This window comes from Burkholderia sp. AU33803, assembly GCF_002223095.1.
GTDB lineage: Bacteria > Pseudomonadota > Gammaproteobacteria > Burkholderiales > Burkholderiaceae > Burkholderia.
Window position 1 is genome coordinate 94,179 of sequence record NZ_NKFJ01000008.1, and the last position, 20,321, is coordinate 114,499.

Genomic DNA, 20,321 nt, shown 5'->3' on the forward strand with positions numbered 1-20,321 from the left:
GCGATCGACGCTTATGCGTCGGTGCGGTTTCGATATGGGCAATCGATGGTTGGCCCGCGAAAGGGCTGGCCGCATGCTGATGCTTTCCCCGCAAGAGATTCGATCGTGAACGCCACTTCTCCCCGAACCTGGCTGCCGCCGTATGCGACACGCGGCGGCGCGGCGCCCGGCCACCCCGAGCCCGACGCGCAAGTCGCCGGCCGGCCCGCGCCGGATGCCGCGCAGGCCGGCGCGCACAGTGAACGCCTGCTCGCCATCGACCGCGTGAACCTCGAATACCGCAGCGGCGCGCGGATCGTGCGCGCGACCCACCAGGTCAGCTTCGACGTGTACGGCAGCGACCGCTTCGTGCTGCTCGGCCCGTCGGGATGCGGAAAGTCGACGCTGCTGAAGGCGATTGCCGGCTTCATCGAGCCCGTATCGGGTTCGATCGCGCTCGACGGCCGGCCGGTGCGCGGGCCGGGCCCTGACCGCGTCGTGGTGTTCCAGGAATTCGACCAGTTGCCGCCGTGGAAGACGGTCGTCGAAAACGTCGCGTTTCCGTTGCGCGCCGCCGCAAGGTTGTCGCGCGCCGAAGCGCGGGCGCGCGCGCTGCATTATCTCGACAAGGTCGGGTTGAGCGGGTTCGCCGAAGCCTACCCGCACACGCTGTCGGGCGGCATGAAGCAGCGCGTCGCGATCGCGCGCGCACTGGCGATGCAGCCGCGCGTGCTGCTGATGGACGAGCCGTTCGCCGCGCTCGATGCGTTGACGCGCCGCAAGATGCAGGAGGAACTGCTGCGCCTGTGGGACGAATTCCGTTTCACGCTGCTGTTCGTCACGCATTCGATCGAGGAAGCGCTCGTCGTCGGCAACCGGATCCTGCTGCTGTCGCCGCATCCGGGCCGCGTGCGTGCGGAGCTCAACAGCCACGAGCATTCGCTCGACAACGTCGACACCGGCGACTTCCGCGACAACGTCGCGCGGATCCATCGCCTGCTGTTCGATACCGACACGACCCACGCCCCGACGACGGAGGAAGCCGCATCATGAGCACGATCGATCCGGCCCTGCCGCCGCTGCCGCCCGTGCGCGCCGAATACGAACGCACGCTCGACACGCTGCCCGACGCCGAACGTGCCGTGCCGGCGCCGCTGTGGCGTCGCGTCGCCGGGGCGGGATGGTTTCGGCGCAGCGTCATCGCACTCGTGCTGATTGCCGCATGGGAGATCGTCGCGCGCATCGTCGCGAACGATCTTCTCGTGCCGACCTTCGGCGCGACGCTGGCCGCGTTCGTGCAGGGCATCGAGTCGGGCGAACTGCTGGTGAAGACGGGCATCTCGCTGTCCGTGTTGCTGCGCGGCTACGCACTGGGCGTGTTCTTTGCATTTGCGCTGACATCGCTCGCGGTATCGACGCGCATCGGCCGCGACCTGCTGGCGATGCTGACGTCGATGTTCAATCCGCTGCCGTCGATCGCGTTGCTGCCGATCGCGCTGCTGTGGTTCGGGCTCGGCACCGGCAGCCTGCTGTTCGTGCTCGTGCACGCGGTGCTGTGGCCGCTCGCGCTCAGCATGTATACGGGCTTCGCGGGCGTGCCGGCCACGCTGAAGATGGCGGGGCGCAACTACGGCCTCACGGGCCTGCGCCAGATCGCGCTGATCCTCGTGCCGGCCGCGCTGCCGTCGATCCTGTCGGGCCTGCGCGTCGGCTGGGCATTTGCGTGGCGAACGCTGATCGCGGCCGAGCTGGTATTCGGCGCGAGCGCGGGCCAGGGCGGCCTCGGCTGGTACATCTTCCAGAACCGCAACGAGTTGTATACGGATCGCGTGTTCGCCGGCCTCGCGGCCGTCATCGTGATCGGCCTGCTCGTCGAGAATCTCGTGTTCGACACGCTCGAACGCGTGACCGTACGGCGCTGGGGCATCCAGCACTGATGTCACCGCACGCGGCAATTCCAGGCGCCTGCATAACGTAAGCTGAAATCGGCTTTTCACGCGCGCCGGGTGCGTCCCTATACTTTGCGGTGCTGCGCACGCGGCGGTTCGCACATGCCGCGATCGCGCTGCGCAGCGCCCGATCTTCCCGAACAAGGACCTGCCGAATGACTGCCCGTGATGCCGTCGATCCGCGCGACGCGTTGCGCGACGCGCTTGCCGCGCTACCCGATCTCGCGAACGCGATCGGGCAGGATGCCGCGCAACGCGAGGCGCGTCGCGAACTGCCGTTCGAGGGGTTTGCGGTCTTCCGCCGCTCGGCGCTGGGCGTGCTGCGGATTCCGGTGGAGCGCGGCGGCCTCGGCGGCACGCTGGTCGACCTGTTCGACACGATCGCGACGCTGGCCGCCGCCGATTCGAATCTCGCGCACGCGCTGCGGATCCACTACGACCAGATCGAGACGCTGCGGCTGTCGCCGCGCACACCGTTCAACGACGTGCAGCTCGAGCGGGCGCTGGCCGGCGCGATCTTCGGCGGCGCGTCGACCGAGCGCGGCACGTCGCGGCCCGGCGAAAACACCACGGTGTTGCGCCGGGACGGCGATCACTATCGCGTGACGGGCCGCAAATACTATTCGACCGGCACCGCGTTTGCCGATTTCGCGCGCATCAACGTGGAGAACGAGCACGGTGACGCGGTCGCCGTGATCATTCCGGTCGCGCGGGATGGCGTGCAGGTACTCGACGACTGGGACGGCATGGGCCAGCGCATGACCGCGAGCGGCAGCCTGCTGCTGAACGACGTGCAGGTGTTCGCGGATGAAGTGGCCGCACGCGACGGCTCGACGCTCGTCGGCCGCCATTGCGGCGCGCTGCGGCAGCTGCATCTCGTCGCGACGGGTGCGGGCATCGTGCGCAACGTGGTTGCCGATGCGCGCCGCTACGTGCTCGCGCACGGCCGCCCGGTGCTGCACAGCCCGGCGCCGACCGCGCGCGACGATCATTTCATCCAGCAGGTCGTCGGCGAGCTGTCCGCCCACAGTCATGCAATCGATGCGCTCGTCCGTGAAAACGCGCGGGCGCTCGACCGTTCCGCCGACGCGATCGAAGCCGGTGACGCCGATGCGCATGCGCTGGTGCTCGACAGCGCGCTCGCCACGGCACGCACGCAGCTCATCGTCAGCAAGCTGGCGCTGCATGCGGCGGAGCGGCTGTTCGAAGTCGGCGGCGCATCGGCGACGGCGCGCGAACACAACCTCGACCGGCACTGGCGCAACCTGCGCACGATCTTCAGCCACAACCCGCTGTTGCACAAGGCGCGCGTGATCGGCGACTACGAGCTGAACGGCGTGACGACACACCTGACCGAAGGCCGCGTGTTCTGACCTGGCCGCGCGCGGCCCTCCTTTTCGGAAACCCTTCCCGATGACGACCCGCCCCGGACACCTGCATCTCGGCGCATTCCTGTACCCGACCGGCCATCACATCGCCGCATGGCGCCACCCCGGTTCGCAGGCCGACGCGGGCGTCGATTTTCGCCACTACGTGCGGCTTGCCCAGGCGGCCGAGGCCGCGAAGTTCGATCTCGTGTTCCTTGCCGACGGCGTGGGCACGCGCGGCGACGACGTCGAGTTCCTGAGCCGCACCGCGCACAGCTACATCGCACAATTCGAGCCGCTGACGCTGCTGTCGGCGCTCGCGGCCGTCACCGAGCGGATCGGCCTCGTCGGCACCGCGTCGACGAGTTTCAACGAGCCGTTCCACATCGCACGCAAGTTCGCCTCGCTCGACCACATCAGCGGCGGTCGAGCGGGCTGGAACCTCGTCACGTCGTCGAGTGAGCACGAGGCGCGCAATTTCAATCGCGACGCGCATTTCGATCACGCCGAACGCTATGCGCGTGCGGAGGAGTTCGCGGATGTCGTGCGTGGCCTCTGGGATAGCTGGGACGACGATGCGTTCGTGCGCGATCGCGCAGCGGGCCGCTTCTTCGATCCCAGCAAGCGCCACGTGCTCGACCATCGCGGCCGCTTCTTCCAGGTGCGCGGGCCCTTGAATGTCGCGCGACCGCCGCAGGGGCACCCGGTCGTCGTGCAGGCCGGTTCGTCGCCAGCCGGTACGCGGCTGGCCGCGCGCACGGCCGAGGTGATCTTCACCGCGCAGCAGACGCTCGACGACGCGGTCGCGTTTTATGCGGACGTGAAGGGCCAGCTCGCGGCGTTCGGCCGCGATCCCGATTCGCTGAAGATCATGCCGGGCGTGTTCCCGGTGGTGGGGCGTACCGAAAGCGAAGCGAAGGAGAAATTCGACGCGTTGCAGTCGTTGATCGACCCGACGGTCGGGCTCGCACTCGTCTCCGGCCTCACCGGCGGGTTCGACCTGTCCGCGTATCCGCTCGACGGTCCGATTCCGCCGTTGCCGGAGACGAACGCCAGCAAGAGCCGGCAGGCACTGACGATCGAGCTCGCGCGCCGCGAAAACCTGACGATCCGCGAACTCTATTTGCGTGTCGCCGGCGCGCGCGGCCACTGGCAGCTCGTCGGCACGCCGGAACAGATCGTCGACCAGCTCGAAGAGCGCTTCGTGCGTTACGGCGCGGACGGCTACAACGTGATGGCGCCGACGTTGCCCGGCGGCCTCGACGATTTCATCGCGCTGGTGCTGCCCGAGTTGCGCCGCCGCGGGCTGTTTCGCCGCGACTATGCGGGCCATACGCTGCGCGAGCATCTGGGGCTGCGGCGGCCCGTACGCCACGACACCACCGCCCGTACCGAAACGGCTGCCTGACGTCAGCGCCGCAAGCCAGCGTCGCGCAGCAGCGGAAGCACGCGCTCGCCGAAGAAGTCGAGATCGGGCTTGAAGTCGTAGAAGCTCAGCTGGATGCCGTCGATGCCCGCGCGATGCAGCCGCACGATCGTATCGGCGACTTCCTCGGGCGAGCCCGTGATCGAGATATTGCCGCCGATCGCGCGCGCGGCTGCCTGCGAGCGCTGGTCGAAGCCGCCGCGCCACGCATGCGCATCGCTGTCGAAGCGATGAAAGCTGCCTTCATCCGCATGCGCGACGATTGCGTCGCGGTACGCGCGCGCTTCGGCCGCCGTTTCGCGGCAGATCACGAGCGGGTTGAGCAGCGTGCGGATCGCCCGGCCGCGGGCCGCGGCGGCCGCCTTCACACGCGCGGTATGGGCGGGCAGTGCGTCGATTGCGCGTTCGGCGTCGGGGCCGGCCGGGCTCGTGACGAATACGATGTCCGAATAGCGTGCCGCGAAGTCGATGCCCGCGTCGGACCCCGTCGCGTTGATCAGCAGCGGGCGGCCGTAGCGCGGCTTCGGCGTCACGAATGCGCCGCCCAGCCGCCAGCTCGACAGCGCCGGCGTGTAGCTGAAATTGTCCGGTTGCGCCCACAACTGTTGGACCGCGTCGAGAAATTCGGCGGCCATTTCATAGCGCCGGTCGTGTTCGATCCTATTCCAGCCGAACATCTCGTGCTCGATTGCGCGGTGGCCGGTCACGACGTTGATGCCCCAGCGCCCGCGCGAGATGTGATCGAGCGTCGCGGTGAATTTCGCGAAATGCAGTGGATGCCATGGCCCGTAGAGCACGTGGCTCGTCGCGACGAGGATGATCCGTTCGGTACGCGCGGTCAGCGCGGCCAGCGTCATGAACGAGTCGAGCGCGTGGCCGTCGAACACGCCGCCGTAACCGCCTTTCGGCAGCCACTGCGACAGCGCGAACACGAGATCGAAGCCGAGTGCCTCCGCGCGCGCGACCAGGTCGGCGTTGTAGTCGAAGGTCCAGTCGGTCGTGCGCGGCAGCGTCGACGCGCTCCAGCCGCCGGCCTGGATCGGCAGGAACAGCCCGAGCATCAGCGGCTGCGCGAGGACGCGCGACACCGGGCTGTCGGGGAAATCCGCCGGCGAGCAGACGTCGACGAACGGCGACGGCGCGACCGGAGCGGCGAGGGACGTGTCGCTCATGAAAGCTTCCTTGCGGGTTGGACAGGGCCTGGACGACCACGCGCGGCACGTGCGGCGGCGAATCGCCCCGGTGTCATGCACGATGTGCGTGCGGGCGGTTCGAGTCGCGTCATAGCGTGCCGGGCCTCGGATCGGGCACGAACCCGTCGCGGTTCGGCATCCGCACGCGTGGCAGCGTGCGCGCGTCGAGCCGTGCATCGCCGGGCACGATGCCGTTCAGATGGAGCACATACGCGGTGACCGCATAGACTTCGTCCGCGCTCAACGATTGCGGCGCGTTGTACGGCATCGCGCGGCGGATGTAGTCGAACAGCGTCGTCGCATACGGCCAGTAGCTGCCGACCGTCTTTTTCGGCTTGGCGCTCGCGAGCGAGCCGATGCCGCCGACGAGCGGATCGCCGACGCCGCCTTCGCCGCCGGCGCCGTGGCACATCGCGCATTTGTCCGCGAACACGTGAGCGCCGCGCGCGACCGTGCCCGAGCCGGGCGGCAGGCCGCTGCCGTCGGGCGCGACGTCGATGTCCCACGCCGCGAGCGCCGCGCGGTCGACCGGCTGGCCGAGACCGTAGCCCGCGCCGAATGCGCTCGGAACCAGCAGGGATGCGGCGAGCAGGCAGGCAAGCGGTTTACGCATTACGCACCTCGCCGTCCGCGCCGACGCGCCAGTTCTGGATGCCGTTGTAGTGGTACTGCGAATTGACGCCGCGCACGGCGACGAGCGCCTCGCGGGTCGGCTGCACGTACCCGGTGTCGTCGGTGGCGCGGCTTTGCAGGTCGGCGGGCTCGCCGTTCCAGATCCAGTCGGCTTCGAAGCGCGTCAGTGCGCGATCGCGCACGTCGCCCGCGAGCCGCGCGGGCCGCCAGGTGCGGCCGCCGTCGGCCGAGACGTCGACCGCGCGAATCCGGCCGCGTCCCGACCACGCGTAGCCGCCGATCGGGTAATAGCCGTGCGCGGCGAGCCGATGGCCGGCCGACGGCCGCGTGATGACCGACTTCGCATCCATCTCGAACACGAACTGGCGCGCGCAGCCGTCAGGCAGCAGGTTCGTGTATTTCGACGTTTCCTCGCGCGTCATCTCCGGCGCGCGCACCAGCTTCAGCCGCCGCAGCCACTTGATGTTCGTGTTGCCTTCGAATCCCGGCACGATCAGCCGTACCGGATAGCCGTTCTCGGGGCGCAGCCGTTCGCCGTTCTGCGCATAGACGACGAGCGCGCGCTCGAGGATCCGGTCCAGCGGCAGGCTGCGTGTCATCGCCGCGCCGTCGGCGCCTTCGGCGAGCAGCCAGCGTGCGTCCGGATCGATGCCGGTTTCGTCGAGCAGCGTCGACAGCCGGACGCCCGTCCATTCGCAGCACGACAGCAGCCCGTGCGTGAACTGAACGGGCAGCCCGCTCGGGCCGTTCCATTCGCTGCCGGTGTTGCCCGAGCATTCGAGGAAATGAATCCGCGACTCCGACGGAAAGCGCAGCAGGTCGTCGATCGTGAACACGCGCGGCTCGCGCACGAGGCCGTGCACGACGATGCGATGACGCTGCGCATCGATCTCCGGCACGCCCGCATGATGACGCTCGTAGACGAGGCCGTTCGGCGTGATGTCGCCGAACAGGTCGGCGAGCGGCGTCATCGACGAGCCCGAGCCGGGCAATGCCGGCGTGCGGGCGCTGCGGCGGATCACGTCGCGTTCGTGCGGCCCCGGCATGCCGTAGGGCGGTGACAGTAGCGGCGCACCCGGGCCGCGGGTCCAGGGCGGCACGTCGAGCGGAGAGAGCGGAGAGAGTGGTGCGGGCGGCTGGCTCGCCAGCGCGCCGCCGGCAGGCAGCATCGCTGCCGCCCAGCCGCCGGCCAGCCGGCGCAGTGCCGCGCGCCGGCCGCTGCGCGGTGGATGGGGCGGGAAACGGGAGTCGGTCATGGTCGAACGCGTATCATGCGCCGGGGCAGCGCGCGGGGAAACGCCCATTCTCGGCAACCGAAACCGGTGCGACAAACAACGATTCCCGCTTTGCTTATCGCACCACGCTGCACCGCGCCCGATGCGCCCGAAGCGCGCCGTCAGAACTTCACGCGCAGCCCGCTGACGAACGCGACCTGGCGGTTCGTCGACGAAGCACTCCCGATGTTCGAGATCGCCGCGATCTTGCGATAGCCGCCCGACGTTGCCGTGCTCGCATCGCCGGCCGCGAGCTGGTAGATGCCGGACAGGTAGATATCCGTGCGCTTCGACAACGCATAGTCGAACCCGAGCGTGAACTGGTGCCAGCGCGGCTTCAGCGTCTGGCCGCCGGTGCCCGGCAGGCCGCTCGCGCGCCCGTCGGTGAACGTGTAGACACCGATCAGCGTGGCGGCCGGCGTGATCTGGTAACGCGCGTTCGCGTCGTAGTTGTTGAACTTGCGCGACGAGCCGTCGAGATAGTCGAGCTGCGTGTGGCTCCACGCGAAGCCCAGCGTCGCCGGGCCAAGCGCGTAGTTCGCGCCGACCACGCCGATCTGCTGCTTCAGCACGCCGCCGTTCAGCCCGTAGAAGAATCCGCCGCTGTAGTCGTTGCCGGTGGTGGAGGTCGCACCGCCCACCGCGCCGCTCGTATTCGACGTCGAATTCGGATGATTGATGCGGACATAGCCGGCGCCCACCGACAACGGGCCGTTCACGTAGTTCGCCGACGCGCCCCACGCGTTGTTGTTCGAGAACCCGGTGCCCGCGCCACCGTTGGCCTGGTTGCTGAACGCATAGAGCAGGTCGGCCGTGAAGCCGGCGATCGTGTCGCTGCGGAACTTCACTGCGTTGTTCAGCCGGAAGCTCTGGTTCATGTTGTCGTTGTCGCCCACGTGCGTGGCCGGCGACCAGAAGCCGGACCCCGAGTACTGCGCAACGAGGTCGGTGATCGGCTCGTACTGGCGGCCGAAGGTCAGCGTGCCGAGCCCCTTGCTGGCGAGGCCCACGTATGCGGAGCGGCCGAACAGGCGGCCGCCCTGGCCGAGCCCGCCGTCGCTCGGCCGGAACCCGCTTTCGAGCGTGAAGACCGCCTGCACGCCGCCACCGAGATCTTCCACGCCTTTCAGGCCCCAGCGGCTGCCGCTCAGCTTGCCGCTCGTCTGCTGGATGTTGCTCGCGCCACCCTGATTGTTCGTATAAGCGAACCCGGCATCGACGACGCCGTACAACGTGACCGAACTCTGCGCATGCGCGCTGACCGAACCGATCGAAACCAAACCCAGGACTACCGATTTTTTGATCATGACTATCCTCTTTTTTATGGGTACATCTGCGAGGATCACGATCCTATTGATGACGGCGGTGCCGGCGAACGGTCGATCCGTGGTTTGCAAATCGCTGCGCGGCCGATTTGCAATATGCGTTGCCGCAAGCCCTGCATGTGCGCCGCGATCGCGTCCGGCACCCATGCTGCGGCGAACGTATCGCGCGAACGGCGAACGTCGGGCACCGGATACACGCGGGCGCCGTCATATCGATCGCTGAAATCGTTCGATGTGCGCACTACCTGCGGCCCGGCGCGCGATGTTTTTACGCAACGCCCGCTGGGCGGCGGACGCCCGATGCGCTACGCGCGGCCGCATATCGATTCCGCAAAACGTTGGTAGGGCCATGCGACGCATGCCGGTAGAGTCGGGCATCCGGCCTCGGGCCGGCATGCTCCGGGAACGGAAGGGCGCCCACGCGCATTCGTCCCGGCTCAACAACGAACACGGGAGCTGTCTGTCATGAGTCGCGATGTGCTGTTTCTGCTGGAACCGGGCTTTGCCGATCCGAAGCATCCGGGCCAGCGCTTCGTCTGCCCGCATGGACTGTCGATCGAGGGGCTGCTCGCGAGCGCGCCCGATCGCGCGAGTCGAATCGACGTGAAACGTGTCGGCTTCGAGCGGCCGCGGCACGCGGTGATCGACGCGCTCGACGATGCGCACCAGGGGCTGCCGGTCCTCGTGCTCGGCCGTGACCAGCCGGCGCCGGACGACGCACAGACGCTCGGCGAAGTGCGCTTCGTCACCGACGCGCGCCGCATCCTCGAACTGCTGGCCGAGCGCCACGGATTTCCGGTGCTGCATTGACGCAGCGCTTTTCACTTCCCGTTTGATCGACCGACAGGAGCATCCGATGTCGTCAATTTCGGCGGCACGTCGCCGTTTGCTGCTTGGCGGTGCCGCGTTGGCGGCGGCGCCATGGGCCGCGAAGGCCGCGTTCGCCACGCCCGCGGTCAACACCGATTTCGCCGGCACCACGCTGCGCGTCGCAACCTACAAGGGCGGCTGGCGCGCGCTGTTGCAGGCGGCCGGGCTGGCCGACACACCGTACCGGATCGACTGGCGCGAGCTGAACAACGGCGTGCTGCACATCGAGGCGCTCAACGCGGATGCGCTCGACATCGGTTCGGGTAGCGAAATTCCGGCCGTGTTCGCCGCGCGACAGAAGGCCAACGTGCGGCTCATCACCCGCGTGCGCGAAGACCTGAACAACCAGGTCACGCTCGCGCGCAAGGACACGCCGATCCGCAGCATCGCGGACCTGAAGGGCAAGCGTGTCGGGTACGTGCGTGCGACGACGTCGCACTACTTCCTGTATCGCCAGCTCGCGGAGGCCGGCCTGAGCTTCGACGATATCCAGCCGATCAACCTGTCGCCAACCGATGGCTTGTCCGCATACGATCGCGGCGACATCGACGCATGGGCGATCTACGGCTACAACGGCCAGCTCGCGCGCAATCGCTACGGTGCGCGCGTGCTGAGGACGGGGAAGGGCTATCTGTCGGGCAACTTTCCGGTCTATGCGAACCCGCGCACGCTCGACGATGCGCGTCGTCGCGCGGCGACGGGCGATCTGCTGCTGCGGTTTCGACGCGCGTATGCATGGGCGAACGCGCATTTCGGCGACTATGCGCTCGTGCAGAACCGCGAGACGCGCGTGCCGGTTGCCGATCTCGTCGCGATGTTCGACCAGCGCAGCGAAGACTACGCACTGCTGCCGGTGACGCCCGACGTGGTGGCGCAGCATCAGCAGGTCGCAGATGTATTCGCGCGGATCGGTGTGCTGGATGGGCCGGCCAATGTCGCGCCGCTGTGGGATACGTCGTTCAACGCGCTGGTCGCGGCGACGTGATCGGGGGCAATGAGAAGGCGGCCGTGTGAGTGGGGGATGCGGGTGAACACGTGCTTTCGAAGGCGCTGTTTACCGCGCGCGAACCCGGCATCACGCCTGCAGTGAGGCTCGTCTCGAGATCCGGTCGACCGGGTCAGGCGAACGTCGTCGCGACCATGATGCCGAACACGACGCCGATCGCAATCCCGCACAGCCGGCCGTAAATCGATGCGCGTAAATTGTCGTCGAGCACGAACGGCGAGCGCTTGTGCTTCCATACCGTGCTGAATGCGACGGGGCGCGTCAGCAGGGTGATGCACGCGACCAGCACCGGCGTGGCGATGAGCATCGCGATGCGCGGCCCGTTCCAGTCCACGCCGTGCATCGCCAGCGACACGATCGCGGCAAGCGGAACCTCGACGCACAAGCCCAGCAACGAACCGTTGACGAATGAATCTCCGGGGGACTGGAACATGATCGGTCCTGGCGTTCAAATGAAATCGGCGCCCGGCTCGAGCTCCCGAAGTTGAAAAACCGTGGCCGTTGCCCAAGGTCGGTCGACCGCATTCGACATCAGCCAGGATGACGGGCGGATAGTACGGCAAATCATTCGTACGTTGGCGGTCGCTCAAGCTATTTAACAAATGTCCCGGGTAGGCGCGCATTTTCGCGTTCAGGCCCCCCGGACATCGTCGACTGGATCCGAGGCGATTTCAATCGACAGCACATACACGTCAACCGACAACCGCACTTCCTCGAATACGAAACCCTGCGCGCCGCTGTATGGGATGCCGTACGTGAAAACGAGGCAGGGTCAACCGTGCCGAGCCGCATGCCGGATTTTGACAGTTCTTGACAGCTCGAGACGAGTGCAGCGCTATGATCTAACTCTTTATCGGATGGGCACCCTGGAGAACCTCCCATGAGTTTGGCACGCTCACTCAGAATCGGTATCACAATTGGCCTTCACCACGCGGCAGAGAGTCTCTGGGTCAACGGCATCAAGCAGAACGCTTTGTATCTGATGAAGCTCTTTCAACACTCGCCTCTTGGCCATCAGGTCACCCTCGTCAACACCACGAACGTCAAGATCACACCGGAACTTCCGTGGGATACCACGCAGTATCCGATCCGTTCGTTCGACGATGCGAAAGACTCGCTGGATGTGCTGATCGAACTCGGGGGGCAAATCGACCAGCAGCAAACCGCGTATCTGCAGGCACGCGGTACAAAAGTCGTGAGCTACTGCTGCGGGCCGGAATACGTGCACATGATGCAGGCGATGATTTTTGGCCGACGCCATGCGGAAACGGTATTCATCAACCAACGTTATGACCAGGTGTGGATCATCCCGCAAGTTGTCGATACCAGCGCGAGCTACTTCAGCGTATTGCGGCGCCAGCCGGTTCGTGAAGTCCCGTTCGTTTGGGACCCGATGTGCGTCGAAGAGCGGTCGGCAGCGCTTCCGCATCGCGGGGAGTATCGTCCAACCGGGCAATCGAAGCGTCTCTCCATCATGGAGCCGAATATCGACGTGACGAAGTTCTGCCTCTATCCGCTGCTGATTGCAGAACTGGGTTATCGGAAATTTGGCGAAAAGATAGCTTATGTGCACGCGACGAACACGGAGCATCTTGCAAAAAACAGCCCCGAATTTATTGGCATCGCGCACCACCTCGACCTGGTGAGAGATTCAAAAATCAGCTTTGTCGGATATTACAACACTCCGCAGTTTCTTTCTGAATTCACCGACATCGTAATATCCCATCAATCAGGGCTCGCACTGAATTACTTCTATTTTGATGTGTGCTGGAATGGGTATGCATTGATTCATAATGCACACCTCTGTCGTGAACTTGGCTATTTTTATAGCGCACAGGACGTCGAGGAGGGCGCTCTGCAACTCGGGCAGGCAATAGATTCGCACGATGAGAAATGGGTTGAGTATAAGAACCGACAGCGTGAATTTATTGGCAAATTCTTGTCGACAAATTCGACGCAAATCGAATCATATGACAGGCTGCTGATCGGTCTTTTTGATTAACTTCATGGCGTTTCTCCAGGAAAATCAGTAGATCGCTGACTGAGGCGAGTACGTGTCGAATCGAAGCAACTTGTTGACGATTCGCCTGTACTCGGTGATGTGGGTTGGATAGATATTTGAAACTATATTGACTCGCACCGATGCGTCGCGCGATCGCCGATTACGCGCGCGGACTTCTTGAGTGCGGCCTTGGGCGTATTGCGAGATCGCGATGCCGGCATGCAACGAGTCGATGGTCCGGTCGAACCGGTTGTCCCCGTGATTTTGATCGAGTGATTTCGATTGTGCCGAAGGTCGTGGAGAGCAGCAATGTTTCGGATGGGAGTGGCGACCTCGCATCCTTCATTTGACATAATGCTTATGATCAATTTTTTGCGTTGTAGTAGCTTTTTAGAAATGTCGTGTTCTAGCCATTTAGAAATGTCGCGTTTGGACCTCGGTAAGCTTGCCGGCTCCACGTCAGATCATGGAGCCGGCGATGCACCGAACAGCACTGGTGACATTGAACATGAGAGAACTCGACCGTCTGAAGGTAATCCAGGCCGTAGTGGATTTGGGCGTGAAGCCTGGCCGCGCGGCCGAACGCCTGGGCCTGACGGTCCGGCAGATCGAACGGCTGGTGATTCGATACCGGGAGTCTGGCGCGGTGGGCCTGACCTCGCGCAAGCGTGGCGGTCCTGGCAACCGGCGGCTGGATGCGGAGTTGGCCCAGCGGGCCCTGACGATCATCCGGGATCGCTACGCCGATTTCGGGCCGACACTAGCGTGCGAGAAGCTTCGGGAATGCCACGGCATCCAGCTCGCCAAGGAAACGGTACGGCGGCTGATGACGGAAGCTGGTTTGTGGGTGCCACGCCGGCAACGACCGCCGAAGGTCTATCAGCCACGCGCGCGCCGGGCGTGCCTGGGTGAACTGATCCAGATCGATGGTAGCGACCATCGGTGGTTCGAGGAACGGGCGCCGGCGTGCACGCTGCTGGTATACGTCGACGATGCGACGAGCCGGTTGATGATGCTGCACTTCACGCAGACCGAATCGACCTTCAGCTACTTCGAGGCGACGCGAGCGTATATCGAGTGCCACGGCAAACCGGGGGCGTTCTATAGCGACAAGTACAGCGTGTTCCGCAATACAACGCCGGGCAAGGCTGGCAATCGGGTGACGCACTTTGGCCGCGCGATGTACGAGCTGAACATCGATACGTTTTGCGCAAACAGCAGTCCGGCCAAGGGGCGAGTCGAGCGAGCACATCTGACGTTGCAGGATCGCTTGGTCAAAGAGATGCGGCTGCGTGGGATCAACACGGTGGCCGACGCCAACGCTTACGCGCCCTCCTTCATGGCCGCCTACAACACACGCTTCGCAAAGCCGCCGAAGAGCGACTTCAATGCACACCGATCGCTGCGCGCCGAAGAGAATCTCGACTTGGTGATGACGTGGCGCGAGCCGCGGAAAGTCACGAAATCTCTCACGGTGCAGTACGACCGAGTGATGTATTTGCTGGACGATACGCCGGAGAATCGGAAGCTGATCGGTCGAACGATCGAGGTGTGGGAGTACCCGGACGGGCGCATCGAACTCCGAACAGAGGGTCGAGTGTTGCCTTGCAGACAGTACGACCGGCTGGCCGAGATCGATCAAGCTGCTGTTGTCGAACACAAGCGCCTGAGTCACGTGCTCCAGGTTGCGCAGACGATCCAGGCGCAACGCGATAACAGTCGAATCGGTAAAGCCCCGTCTCGAACGCATCGTGGCGACGCGACGCGGACCAATCGAAACGAGGCTGAACCGGGCAAGAAGAAGCAACGCGAGATCACGCAGGCCGACGTCGAGCATGTGATCGTGGATCTGGCGCACCGTCGGCAAACCGCAAAGCCGCCAAACAAACCTGGCCGTCGGTCTGCAAAAGCTGGAGAAACGAACGTGAGCGCCCTGCCCGTTCAGGCGCCGACCTTCGACACTGCGTAACGCTCAAAACGAGGAAAGAGACGCAGCCAACCAACCTTAAAACACGACATTTCTATCTGGCTGGCGCCCCGACATCTTGAAATGGCTACGACATGCGTTGTAGTAGCTAAGTTCAAATGTCCGCTTCGGGCGTGCGCCAAGCGTCAATGCGGACAGTATCGCAGTAAATCCTGCGGAAACGCTGACGCGAAAAGCTTACCGCTCAATTGATGTTTGCAGGGTTATTGGTCAACGCCAGCATCAGGAAAGAACGGCAACACCCTCGATTCAAGGCCGGTGCATGCTTGCCTCGTCCGCATACGGGTTACGCGCCACTCGCCCCTCCGGACGAACCATGTCGCGTATAAACCGCCAGGCCCCACGTCAACAGCGCGGCCAGCGCGAGCGACACCGACGTCGCGAGCATGCCCGGTGCATACGAATGTGTCGCGTCCTTGAGCACGCCGACCATCCACGGGCCGTCGTAGCCGCCGAGGCCGCCCGCCGCAAGCAAAACGCGTCCCGCGCGCAGGCACGGGCATTGCTCCCCACGTCACGGTTCGATCGACCCGGCGAGGAGCGACGTGACGAGCACTTCAGGCGACATCCACATCGGCATATCGGGCTGGCGCTACGAGGGCTGGCGCGGCACGTTCTATCCGAAGGGATTGAAGCAGGCCGACGAGCTTCAATACGCGTCCAATCGTATGCAGACGATTGAAATCAACGGCACGCATTACAGCCTGCAATCGCTGGGCAGCTGGCAGCACTGGTACGACGAAACGCCGCCCGGTTTTACATTCAGCGTGAAAGGGGCGCGCTATCTGACGCACATGCTGCGCTTTCGCGATGACTCGGCCACCGTCGCCTGTGCAAATTTCTTCGCTCAGGGACTGCTCGCGCTGAAGGACAAACTCGGGCCCATCCTGTGGCAATTTCCGCCGTCGCTGCGCTTCGACCCCGAGCACATCGCCCACTTTCTGATCCTGCTGCCGCACGATACCGAAGCCGCGCGCGCACTCGCGAAGCAGCACGATCGCCGGGTCAGGACACCCTATGTGCATGTCGATGAAACGCGCGCGTTGCGTCATGCGATCGAAGTGCGCCACGCGAGCTTCGTCGATCCCGCATTCGTGAAGCTGCTGCGCCGCCACAAGGTCGCGCTCGTCGTTTCTGATTCGACCGAACCGTGGCCGCAGCTGGAAGATCTCAGCGCCGACTTCGTCTATATGCGCCTGCACGGCACGAAAACGAAGTACTCAGGCGAATATTCGGACGCCGCGCTCGAACAGTGGGCGCGCAGAATCGAATCGTGGAGCCGCGGCGAACAGCCCCGCAATGCGCATCTCGCGGCGCCGGACCTGTCGCCGCCGCGCACGCGAACGCGCGACGTGTACTGCTACTTCGACAACGACGCGAAAACGAAGGCGCCGTTCGACGCGCAGCGTCTGATGGAACGCCTCGGTCTGCATGCGCGTGCGGCAGCGGCCGGATGAAACGGCCTGCCGCGCGGCGGCAGCTTGCCCGATGAACCCCGAACCACAAGGAGAACAGCGATGACCCTGCTCATCTACCTGCTCGGCTGGATCATTTTCATCGCCGGCGTCGCGTGGGGATTGATGACGCTGCACGTATCGCAGCACATCATCGAGATCGTCGCCGTCATTCTGTTCGGCATCGCGGTGATCACCGGCGCGACCCGCGCACGCAATCGCGACCGGACGTAGCGCCCGCATCGTCGCGGCAATCGGATCGCGAGCGGCACCGGTTCAGCGCGCCGGTTCGATGTACGCGGCGAGATCCTCCGGCGTGCCGGCCGGAAACGCGTCCTTCAGATGATCGAGAAACGCGGAGACGCGTGCGCTCAACAGTCGCCTCGACGGATAGAGCGCCCACAACGCGATTTCCGGCCCCGGCACGTCGCCCCAGCTGACGAGCGTGCCGGCGACTAGATCGCGGCTCACGAGCGACACCGGCAGGCATGCGGCGCCGAGGCCGAGCCTGACCGTATCGCGCACGATGGGCAGCGACGACAGCCGTGCGACGGGCTCGAACGCTATGCGCGAGCTGCCGCCCGGGCCGGTGACGTCCCAGGCCGCGCGCCCGTCGTCCACGCCTCGGACGACGGCCGGTACGGCCGCGTTGCCGGCCGGCCGCGCCAGAGCGGGCGCCGCCACGACGACCAGCCGGTCGCGCAGCAGCACGCGCCCGATCAGCCGTTCGTCCGGGTCCGGGTTCACGCGGATCACGAGATCGTAACCTTCGTCGATCATGTCGACGGGGCGATCTTCCGTCGTCACGTCCGGGCGCACGTCCGGATACTTCGCCACGAACGTCGCCACGAGCTTGCCGATCGCGAGCTGGGAAAACAGCATCGGCGCGCTGATGCGCAGCCGGCCGCGCGGGCGTTCGCTGCCCGACGCGATCGCCGACGCGCTGTCGGCCAGCTCCGCGAGCAGCGCGCCCGTGCGCTCGTACAGCGCACGCCCTTCCTGCGTGAGCGTCACGCCGCGCGCGCCGCGTTCGAACAGACGCAGTGCGAGGCTGTTCTCCAGTTCGGTCACGCGGCGCGACAGCGTTGCCTTCGGGCGGCCGGCCGCGCGCGCGGCCTCGCCAAAGCTGCCGTGACGGGCGACCAGATTGAAATCGGCGAGAGCGAGCAGGTCCATGTGTTCCACCATTGAGACACCGAGTCTATTTATCACATCTTCCGGATCATATGTGGATCACTTAACTTACCTGGGCAGTCAACTCAACCGTTACCCCAGGAGTGAACATCATGACCATTCTCGTTACCGGTGCGACCGGCCGTGTCGGCCGCCACGTCGTCCATCAGCTTGTCGAGCGCGGCGCCGACGTGCGCGTGCTCGTGCGCGATCCGTCGAAGGCCGATTTCCCGGCCGCGGTGAGCGTCGTCCAGGGCGACATGCTCGATCTCGACGCGCTGCGCACCGCATTCGCCGGCGTGCGCACGCTGTTCCTGCTCAACGGCGTCGCGGGCGACGAGTTCACGCAGGCGCTGATCGCGCTGAATCTGGCGCGCGAGGCGGGAATCGAGCGCCTCGTCTATCTGTCGGTCATGCACGCCGACCGCTTCGTGAACGTGCCGCACTTCGCGGTGAAGTCCGGCGCCGAGCGGATGATCGAGCAGATGGGTTTCGGCGCGACGATCCTGCGGCCTGCGTATTTCATGGAAAACGAACGGATGGTCAAGGACGTGATCGTCGGTCACGGCGTGTATCCGATGCCGATCGGCAGCAAGGGCGTCGCGATGGTCGACGTGCGCGACATCGCGGAAGTTGCCGCGATCGAACTGATCCGCCGCAACGACGCGCCGGGCAAGTTGCCGGTCGAGACGCTCAACCTGGTCGGCCCCGACACGCTGACGGGCCCGCAGCTGGCGTCGATCTGGTCGGAGATTCTGGGCCGGCCGGTCGCGTACGGCGGCGACGATCCGGCCGCGTTCGAGAACAACCTGGCCGGCTTCATCCCGAAATGGATGGCATACGAGATGCGGCTGATGGCCGAACGCTACGTGAGCGACGGCATGGTGCCCCAGGCCGGCGACGTCGAGCGGCTGACCGCGATCCTCGGTCGCCCGCTGCGCACGTACCGCGACTTCGCGGTCGCGCTGGCCCATTGAGGGCGGCGCGGCGCCGTCGTGCAGCGTCGCGGCGGCGTCCCTATAATCGGCTTTCCCTACCTGTCGACGACCGGCCTCGCGCCAGTCTCGATACCGCATGCGTACCCCTGGATCTGGAGACGAGATGCCCCTCCCCGCCGTTCCGTTTGCCGAATCGTTCGACCTCGAAGCTGCGTTCGCCGATGTATCCGACTACTGGTCGCCGAAGGTCGTCGCGCAGATCAACGATCAGTACGTGAAGGTCGCAAAGGTACGCGGCCAGCTCGTGTGGCACGACCATGCGCATGAAGACGAGTTGTTCTTCGTCGTGCGCGGGCATCTGAAGATTGAGTACGAAGGCGGCCGCGTCGTCGACTTGCCGGCCGGCTCGATGCACGTGGTGACGCGCGGCACGCTGCACAATCCGGTCGCTGACGAAGAATGCTGGATCGTGCTGATCGAACCCGTGCAGACGAAGCACACCGGCGACGTGCAGTCGCCGCTCACGCGGTCGATCGACGAGCAGCTCGGGCAGGCTCGCTGAAGCGGTCATCCGCCGGTCGATGGTGTCGCCCGACCGCGCGCCGCCTCCAGGCTCGCGTTGCACACACGTTCGGACAGCCGGGCGGCACCGCCACCGATCTCCTTCTCACGAATACGCGCTCTCCGAGAGCCGGCGCGCATGCGCGTCGGTCTCGCGATTCCCGGTGGCAACGGCGCGAACCTCATCGCGTCGGAAAGACCGCCGACACGCACCCTCAACCGCCGGCCGCCGCGACCCCATCGAGCTGTCGCACCGCGTCCTCCGGCAACGTTAGCGCACCGGCCGCCAGATTCTCGCGCAGATGCGCGACCGACGACGTGCCCGGAATCAGCAGGATGTTCGGCGCGCGGCGCAGCAGCCACGCGAGCGCGGTCTGCATCGGCGTCGCGCCGATCCGCGCGGCGACCGCATCGAGCGTCGACGACTGCAACGGATTGAACCCGCCGAGCGGAAAGTACGGGACGTACGCGATGCCGTCGCGTCCGAGCGCATCGATCAGGTCATCATCGTCGCGGTGCGCGAGGTTGTAATGATTCTGCACGCAGACGATGTCGCAGATCCGCCGGCCTTCCGCGATCTGGGCGGCCGTCACGTTGCTGAGCCCGACATGCCGCACGAGACCCTGGCGCTGCAGCTCGGCCAGTGCCGTCAATGGCGCCTCGATCGAGCCCTCGGCCGGCCCGTGCACGTCGTACATGATCCGCAGGTTGACGACGTCGAGCACGTCGAGGCCAAGGTTGCGCAGATTGTCGTGCACGGCGGCCGCGAGCGCGTCGGCAGAAAATGCCGGCAGCCACGAACCGTCGTCGCCGCGCTTCGCGCCGATCTTTGTCACGATCAGCAGATTGTCGCGATACGGATGCAGCGCTTCGCGAATCAGTCGGTTCGTCACGTGCGGGCCGTAGAAATCGCTGGTGTCGATGTGATCGACGCCCGCTTCGACGGCTTCGCGCAGCACGGCGAGCGCCGCGTCGCGGTCCTTCGGCGGGCCGAACACGCCCGGCCCGGCCAGTTGCATCGCGCCATAGCCGAGGCGGTGAACGCTGCGGCCCGCGACAGAAAACGTACCGGATTGAACGATGGGTGACATGGCGTTGCTCCTGCATCGAATGAAGAATGAACCGCAGGTTACGCCGCGTCGCACTGCGCGATAACCGGTCATAATACGCACGACCTGTACGAA

The 20,321-nt window shown here is 65.4% G+C and carries 21 protein-coding genes; 13 read left to right on the forward strand and 8 right to left on the reverse strand.

The annotated features are described in order from the left end of the window. The first annotated feature begins 45 nt into the window (after positions 1–45). The 4 genes from CFB41_RS31970 to CFB41_RS31985 all read left to right on the forward strand — a co-directional run bounded on the left by CFB41_RS31970 (position 46) and on the right by CFB41_RS31985 (position 4,703). A complete protein-coding gene (locus tag CFB41_RS31970) occupies positions 46–1,032 on the forward strand; it encodes an ABC transporter ATP-binding protein (RefSeq protein WP_089459344.1) in 987 nt (328 codons plus the stop codon). Further along, positions 1,029–1,916, forward strand: a complete 888-nt coding sequence (locus CFB41_RS31975) for an ABC transporter permease (RefSeq protein WP_089429657.1) — start codon at positions 1,029–1,031, stop codon at positions 1,914–1,916. Before CFB41_RS31970 ends, CFB41_RS31975 begins: the two co-directional genes overlap by 4 nt. A gap of 167 nt (positions 1,917–2,083) precedes the next feature. Then, positions 2,084–3,301 carry an acyl-CoA dehydrogenase family protein gene (locus tag CFB41_RS31980; RefSeq protein ID WP_089459345.1) on the forward strand — a complete coding sequence of 406 codons (1,218 nt, stop codon included), beginning with the start codon at positions 2,084–2,086 and terminating at the stop codon, positions 3,299–3,301. A 40-nt stretch (positions 3,302–3,341) separates the two neighbouring features. Continuing rightward, the gene (locus tag CFB41_RS31985; RefSeq protein WP_089459346.1) at positions 3,342–4,703 is read left to right on the forward strand and encodes an LLM class flavin-dependent oxidoreductase; all 1,362 of its coding nucleotides are present in this window, start codon (positions 3,342–3,344) and stop codon (positions 4,701–4,703) included. A gap of 2 nt (positions 4,704–4,705) precedes the next feature. On the opposite strand, the gene CFB41_RS31990 is transcribed toward CFB41_RS31985, so the two are convergent. The 4 genes from CFB41_RS31990 to CFB41_RS32005 all read right to left on the reverse strand — a co-directional run bounded on the left by CFB41_RS31990 (position 4,706) and on the right by CFB41_RS32005 (position 9,128). Next, positions 4,706–5,893 (reverse strand): LLM class flavin-dependent oxidoreductase, encoded by a 1,188-nt coding sequence (locus tag CFB41_RS31990; protein ID WP_089459347.1) that lies wholly within the window; start codon positions 5,891–5,893, stop codon positions 4,706–4,708. A gap of 109 nt (positions 5,894–6,002) precedes the next feature. After that, positions 6,003–6,527, reverse strand: a complete 525-nt coding sequence (locus CFB41_RS31995; RefSeq protein WP_089459348.1) for a c-type cytochrome — start codon at positions 6,525–6,527, stop codon at positions 6,003–6,005. Next, the gene (gene soxC / locus CFB41_RS32000; RefSeq protein ID WP_089459349.1) at positions 6,520–7,803 is read right to left on the reverse strand and encodes a sulfite dehydrogenase; all 1,284 of its coding nucleotides are present in this window, start codon (positions 7,801–7,803) and stop codon (positions 6,520–6,522) included. Before soxC ends, CFB41_RS31995 begins: the two co-directional genes overlap by 8 nt. A 140-nt stretch (positions 7,804–7,943) precedes the next feature. After that, positions 7,944–9,128 (reverse strand): porin, encoded by a 1,185-nt coding sequence (locus CFB41_RS32005; RefSeq protein ID WP_089459350.1) that lies wholly within the window; start codon positions 9,126–9,128, stop codon positions 7,944–7,946. Here CFB41_RS32005 and CFB41_RS38380 point away from each other — a divergent pair. From CFB41_RS38380 to CFB41_RS32020, 3 genes are all read left to right on the forward strand, one after another. Next, complete coding sequence (locus tag CFB41_RS38380) at positions 9,072–9,491, forward strand: hypothetical protein (protein WP_179250256.1); 420 nt, start codon at positions 9,072–9,074, stop codon at positions 9,489–9,491. The two genes, CFB41_RS32005 and CFB41_RS38380, sit on opposite strands and share 57 nt — an antisense overlap. A 120-nt stretch (positions 9,492–9,611) precedes the next feature. Continuing rightward, positions 9,612–9,956, forward strand: coding sequence for a DUF3088 domain-containing protein (locus CFB41_RS32015; RefSeq protein ID WP_089459352.1), 345 nt, complete (start codon positions 9,612–9,614; stop codon positions 9,954–9,956). A 46-nt stretch (positions 9,957–10,002) separates the two neighbouring features. Further along, the gene (locus CFB41_RS32020) at positions 10,003–11,001 is read left to right on the forward strand and encodes an ABC transporter substrate-binding protein (RefSeq protein ID WP_089459731.1); all 999 of its coding nucleotides are present in this window, start codon (positions 10,003–10,005) and stop codon (positions 10,999–11,001) included. A 133-nt stretch (positions 11,002–11,134) separates the two neighbouring features. On the opposite strand, the gene CFB41_RS32025 is transcribed toward CFB41_RS32020, so the two are convergent. Further along, positions 11,135–11,455, reverse strand: a complete 321-nt coding sequence (locus tag CFB41_RS32025; protein ID WP_089444203.1) for a hypothetical protein — start codon at positions 11,453–11,455, stop codon at positions 11,135–11,137. A 447-nt stretch (positions 11,456–11,902) separates the two neighbouring features. Here CFB41_RS32025 and CFB41_RS32030 point away from each other — a divergent pair, with 447 nt between their 5' ends. Together CFB41_RS32030 and CFB41_RS32035 are read left to right on the forward strand one after the other, a co-directional pair. Continuing rightward, positions 11,903–13,024, forward strand: a complete 1,122-nt coding sequence (locus CFB41_RS32030; RefSeq protein WP_089459353.1) for a DUF2827 domain-containing protein — start codon at positions 11,903–11,905, stop codon at positions 13,022–13,024. Between the two features lie 478 nt (positions 13,025–13,502). Continuing rightward, positions 13,503–14,993 carry an ISNCY family transposase gene (locus tag CFB41_RS32035; protein WP_089456609.1) on the forward strand — a complete coding sequence of 497 codons (1,491 nt, stop codon included), beginning with the start codon at positions 13,503–13,505 and terminating at the stop codon, positions 14,991–14,993. Positions 14,994–15,297: 304 nt separating this feature from the next. Here CFB41_RS32035 and CFB41_RS32040 read toward each other — a convergent pair whose 3' ends face one another. Beyond that, on the reverse strand, positions 15,298–15,486 hold the full coding sequence (locus CFB41_RS32040; RefSeq protein ID WP_089459354.1) for a hypothetical protein: 189 nt from the start codon (positions 15,484–15,486) through the stop codon (positions 15,298–15,300). Positions 15,487–15,556: 70 nt separating this feature from the next. Here CFB41_RS32040 and CFB41_RS32045 point away from each other — a divergent pair, with 70 nt between their 5' ends. Then, positions 15,557–16,468, forward strand: a complete 912-nt coding sequence (locus CFB41_RS32045) for a DUF72 domain-containing protein (protein WP_089459355.1) — start codon at positions 15,557–15,559, stop codon at positions 16,466–16,468. Between the two features lie 60 nt (positions 16,469–16,528). Next, entirely contained in the window at positions 16,529–16,699 is a 171-nt protein-coding gene (locus CFB41_RS38385; RefSeq protein WP_162999306.1) for a hypothetical protein, read from the forward strand. Between the two features lie 42 nt (positions 16,700–16,741). On the opposite strand, the gene CFB41_RS32050 is transcribed toward CFB41_RS38385, so the two are convergent. Beyond that, positions 16,742–17,641, reverse strand: a complete 900-nt coding sequence (locus tag CFB41_RS32050) for a LysR family transcriptional regulator (protein WP_089444547.1) — start codon at positions 17,639–17,641, stop codon at positions 16,742–16,744. A gap of 110 nt (positions 17,642–17,751) precedes the next feature. On the opposite strand from CFB41_RS32050, the gene CFB41_RS32055 reads away from it, so the two are divergent. Further along, positions 17,752–18,615: an SDR family oxidoreductase gene (locus tag CFB41_RS32055; RefSeq protein ID WP_089459732.1), complete on the forward strand. Its 864-nt coding sequence runs from the start codon at positions 17,752–17,754 to the stop codon at positions 18,613–18,615. Between the two features lie 124 nt (positions 18,616–18,739). Beyond that, positions 18,740–19,138, forward strand: coding sequence for a cupin domain-containing protein (locus CFB41_RS32060; RefSeq protein ID WP_071336112.1), 399 nt, complete (start codon positions 18,740–18,742; stop codon positions 19,136–19,138). 214 nt (positions 19,139–19,352) lie between these two features. On the opposite strand, the gene CFB41_RS32065 is transcribed toward CFB41_RS32060, so the two are convergent. Further along, positions 19,353–20,228, reverse strand: coding sequence for an aldo/keto reductase family oxidoreductase (locus CFB41_RS32065; protein WP_089459356.1), 876 nt, complete (start codon positions 20,226–20,228; stop codon positions 19,353–19,355). Positions 20,229–20,321: the final 93 nt, after the last annotated feature.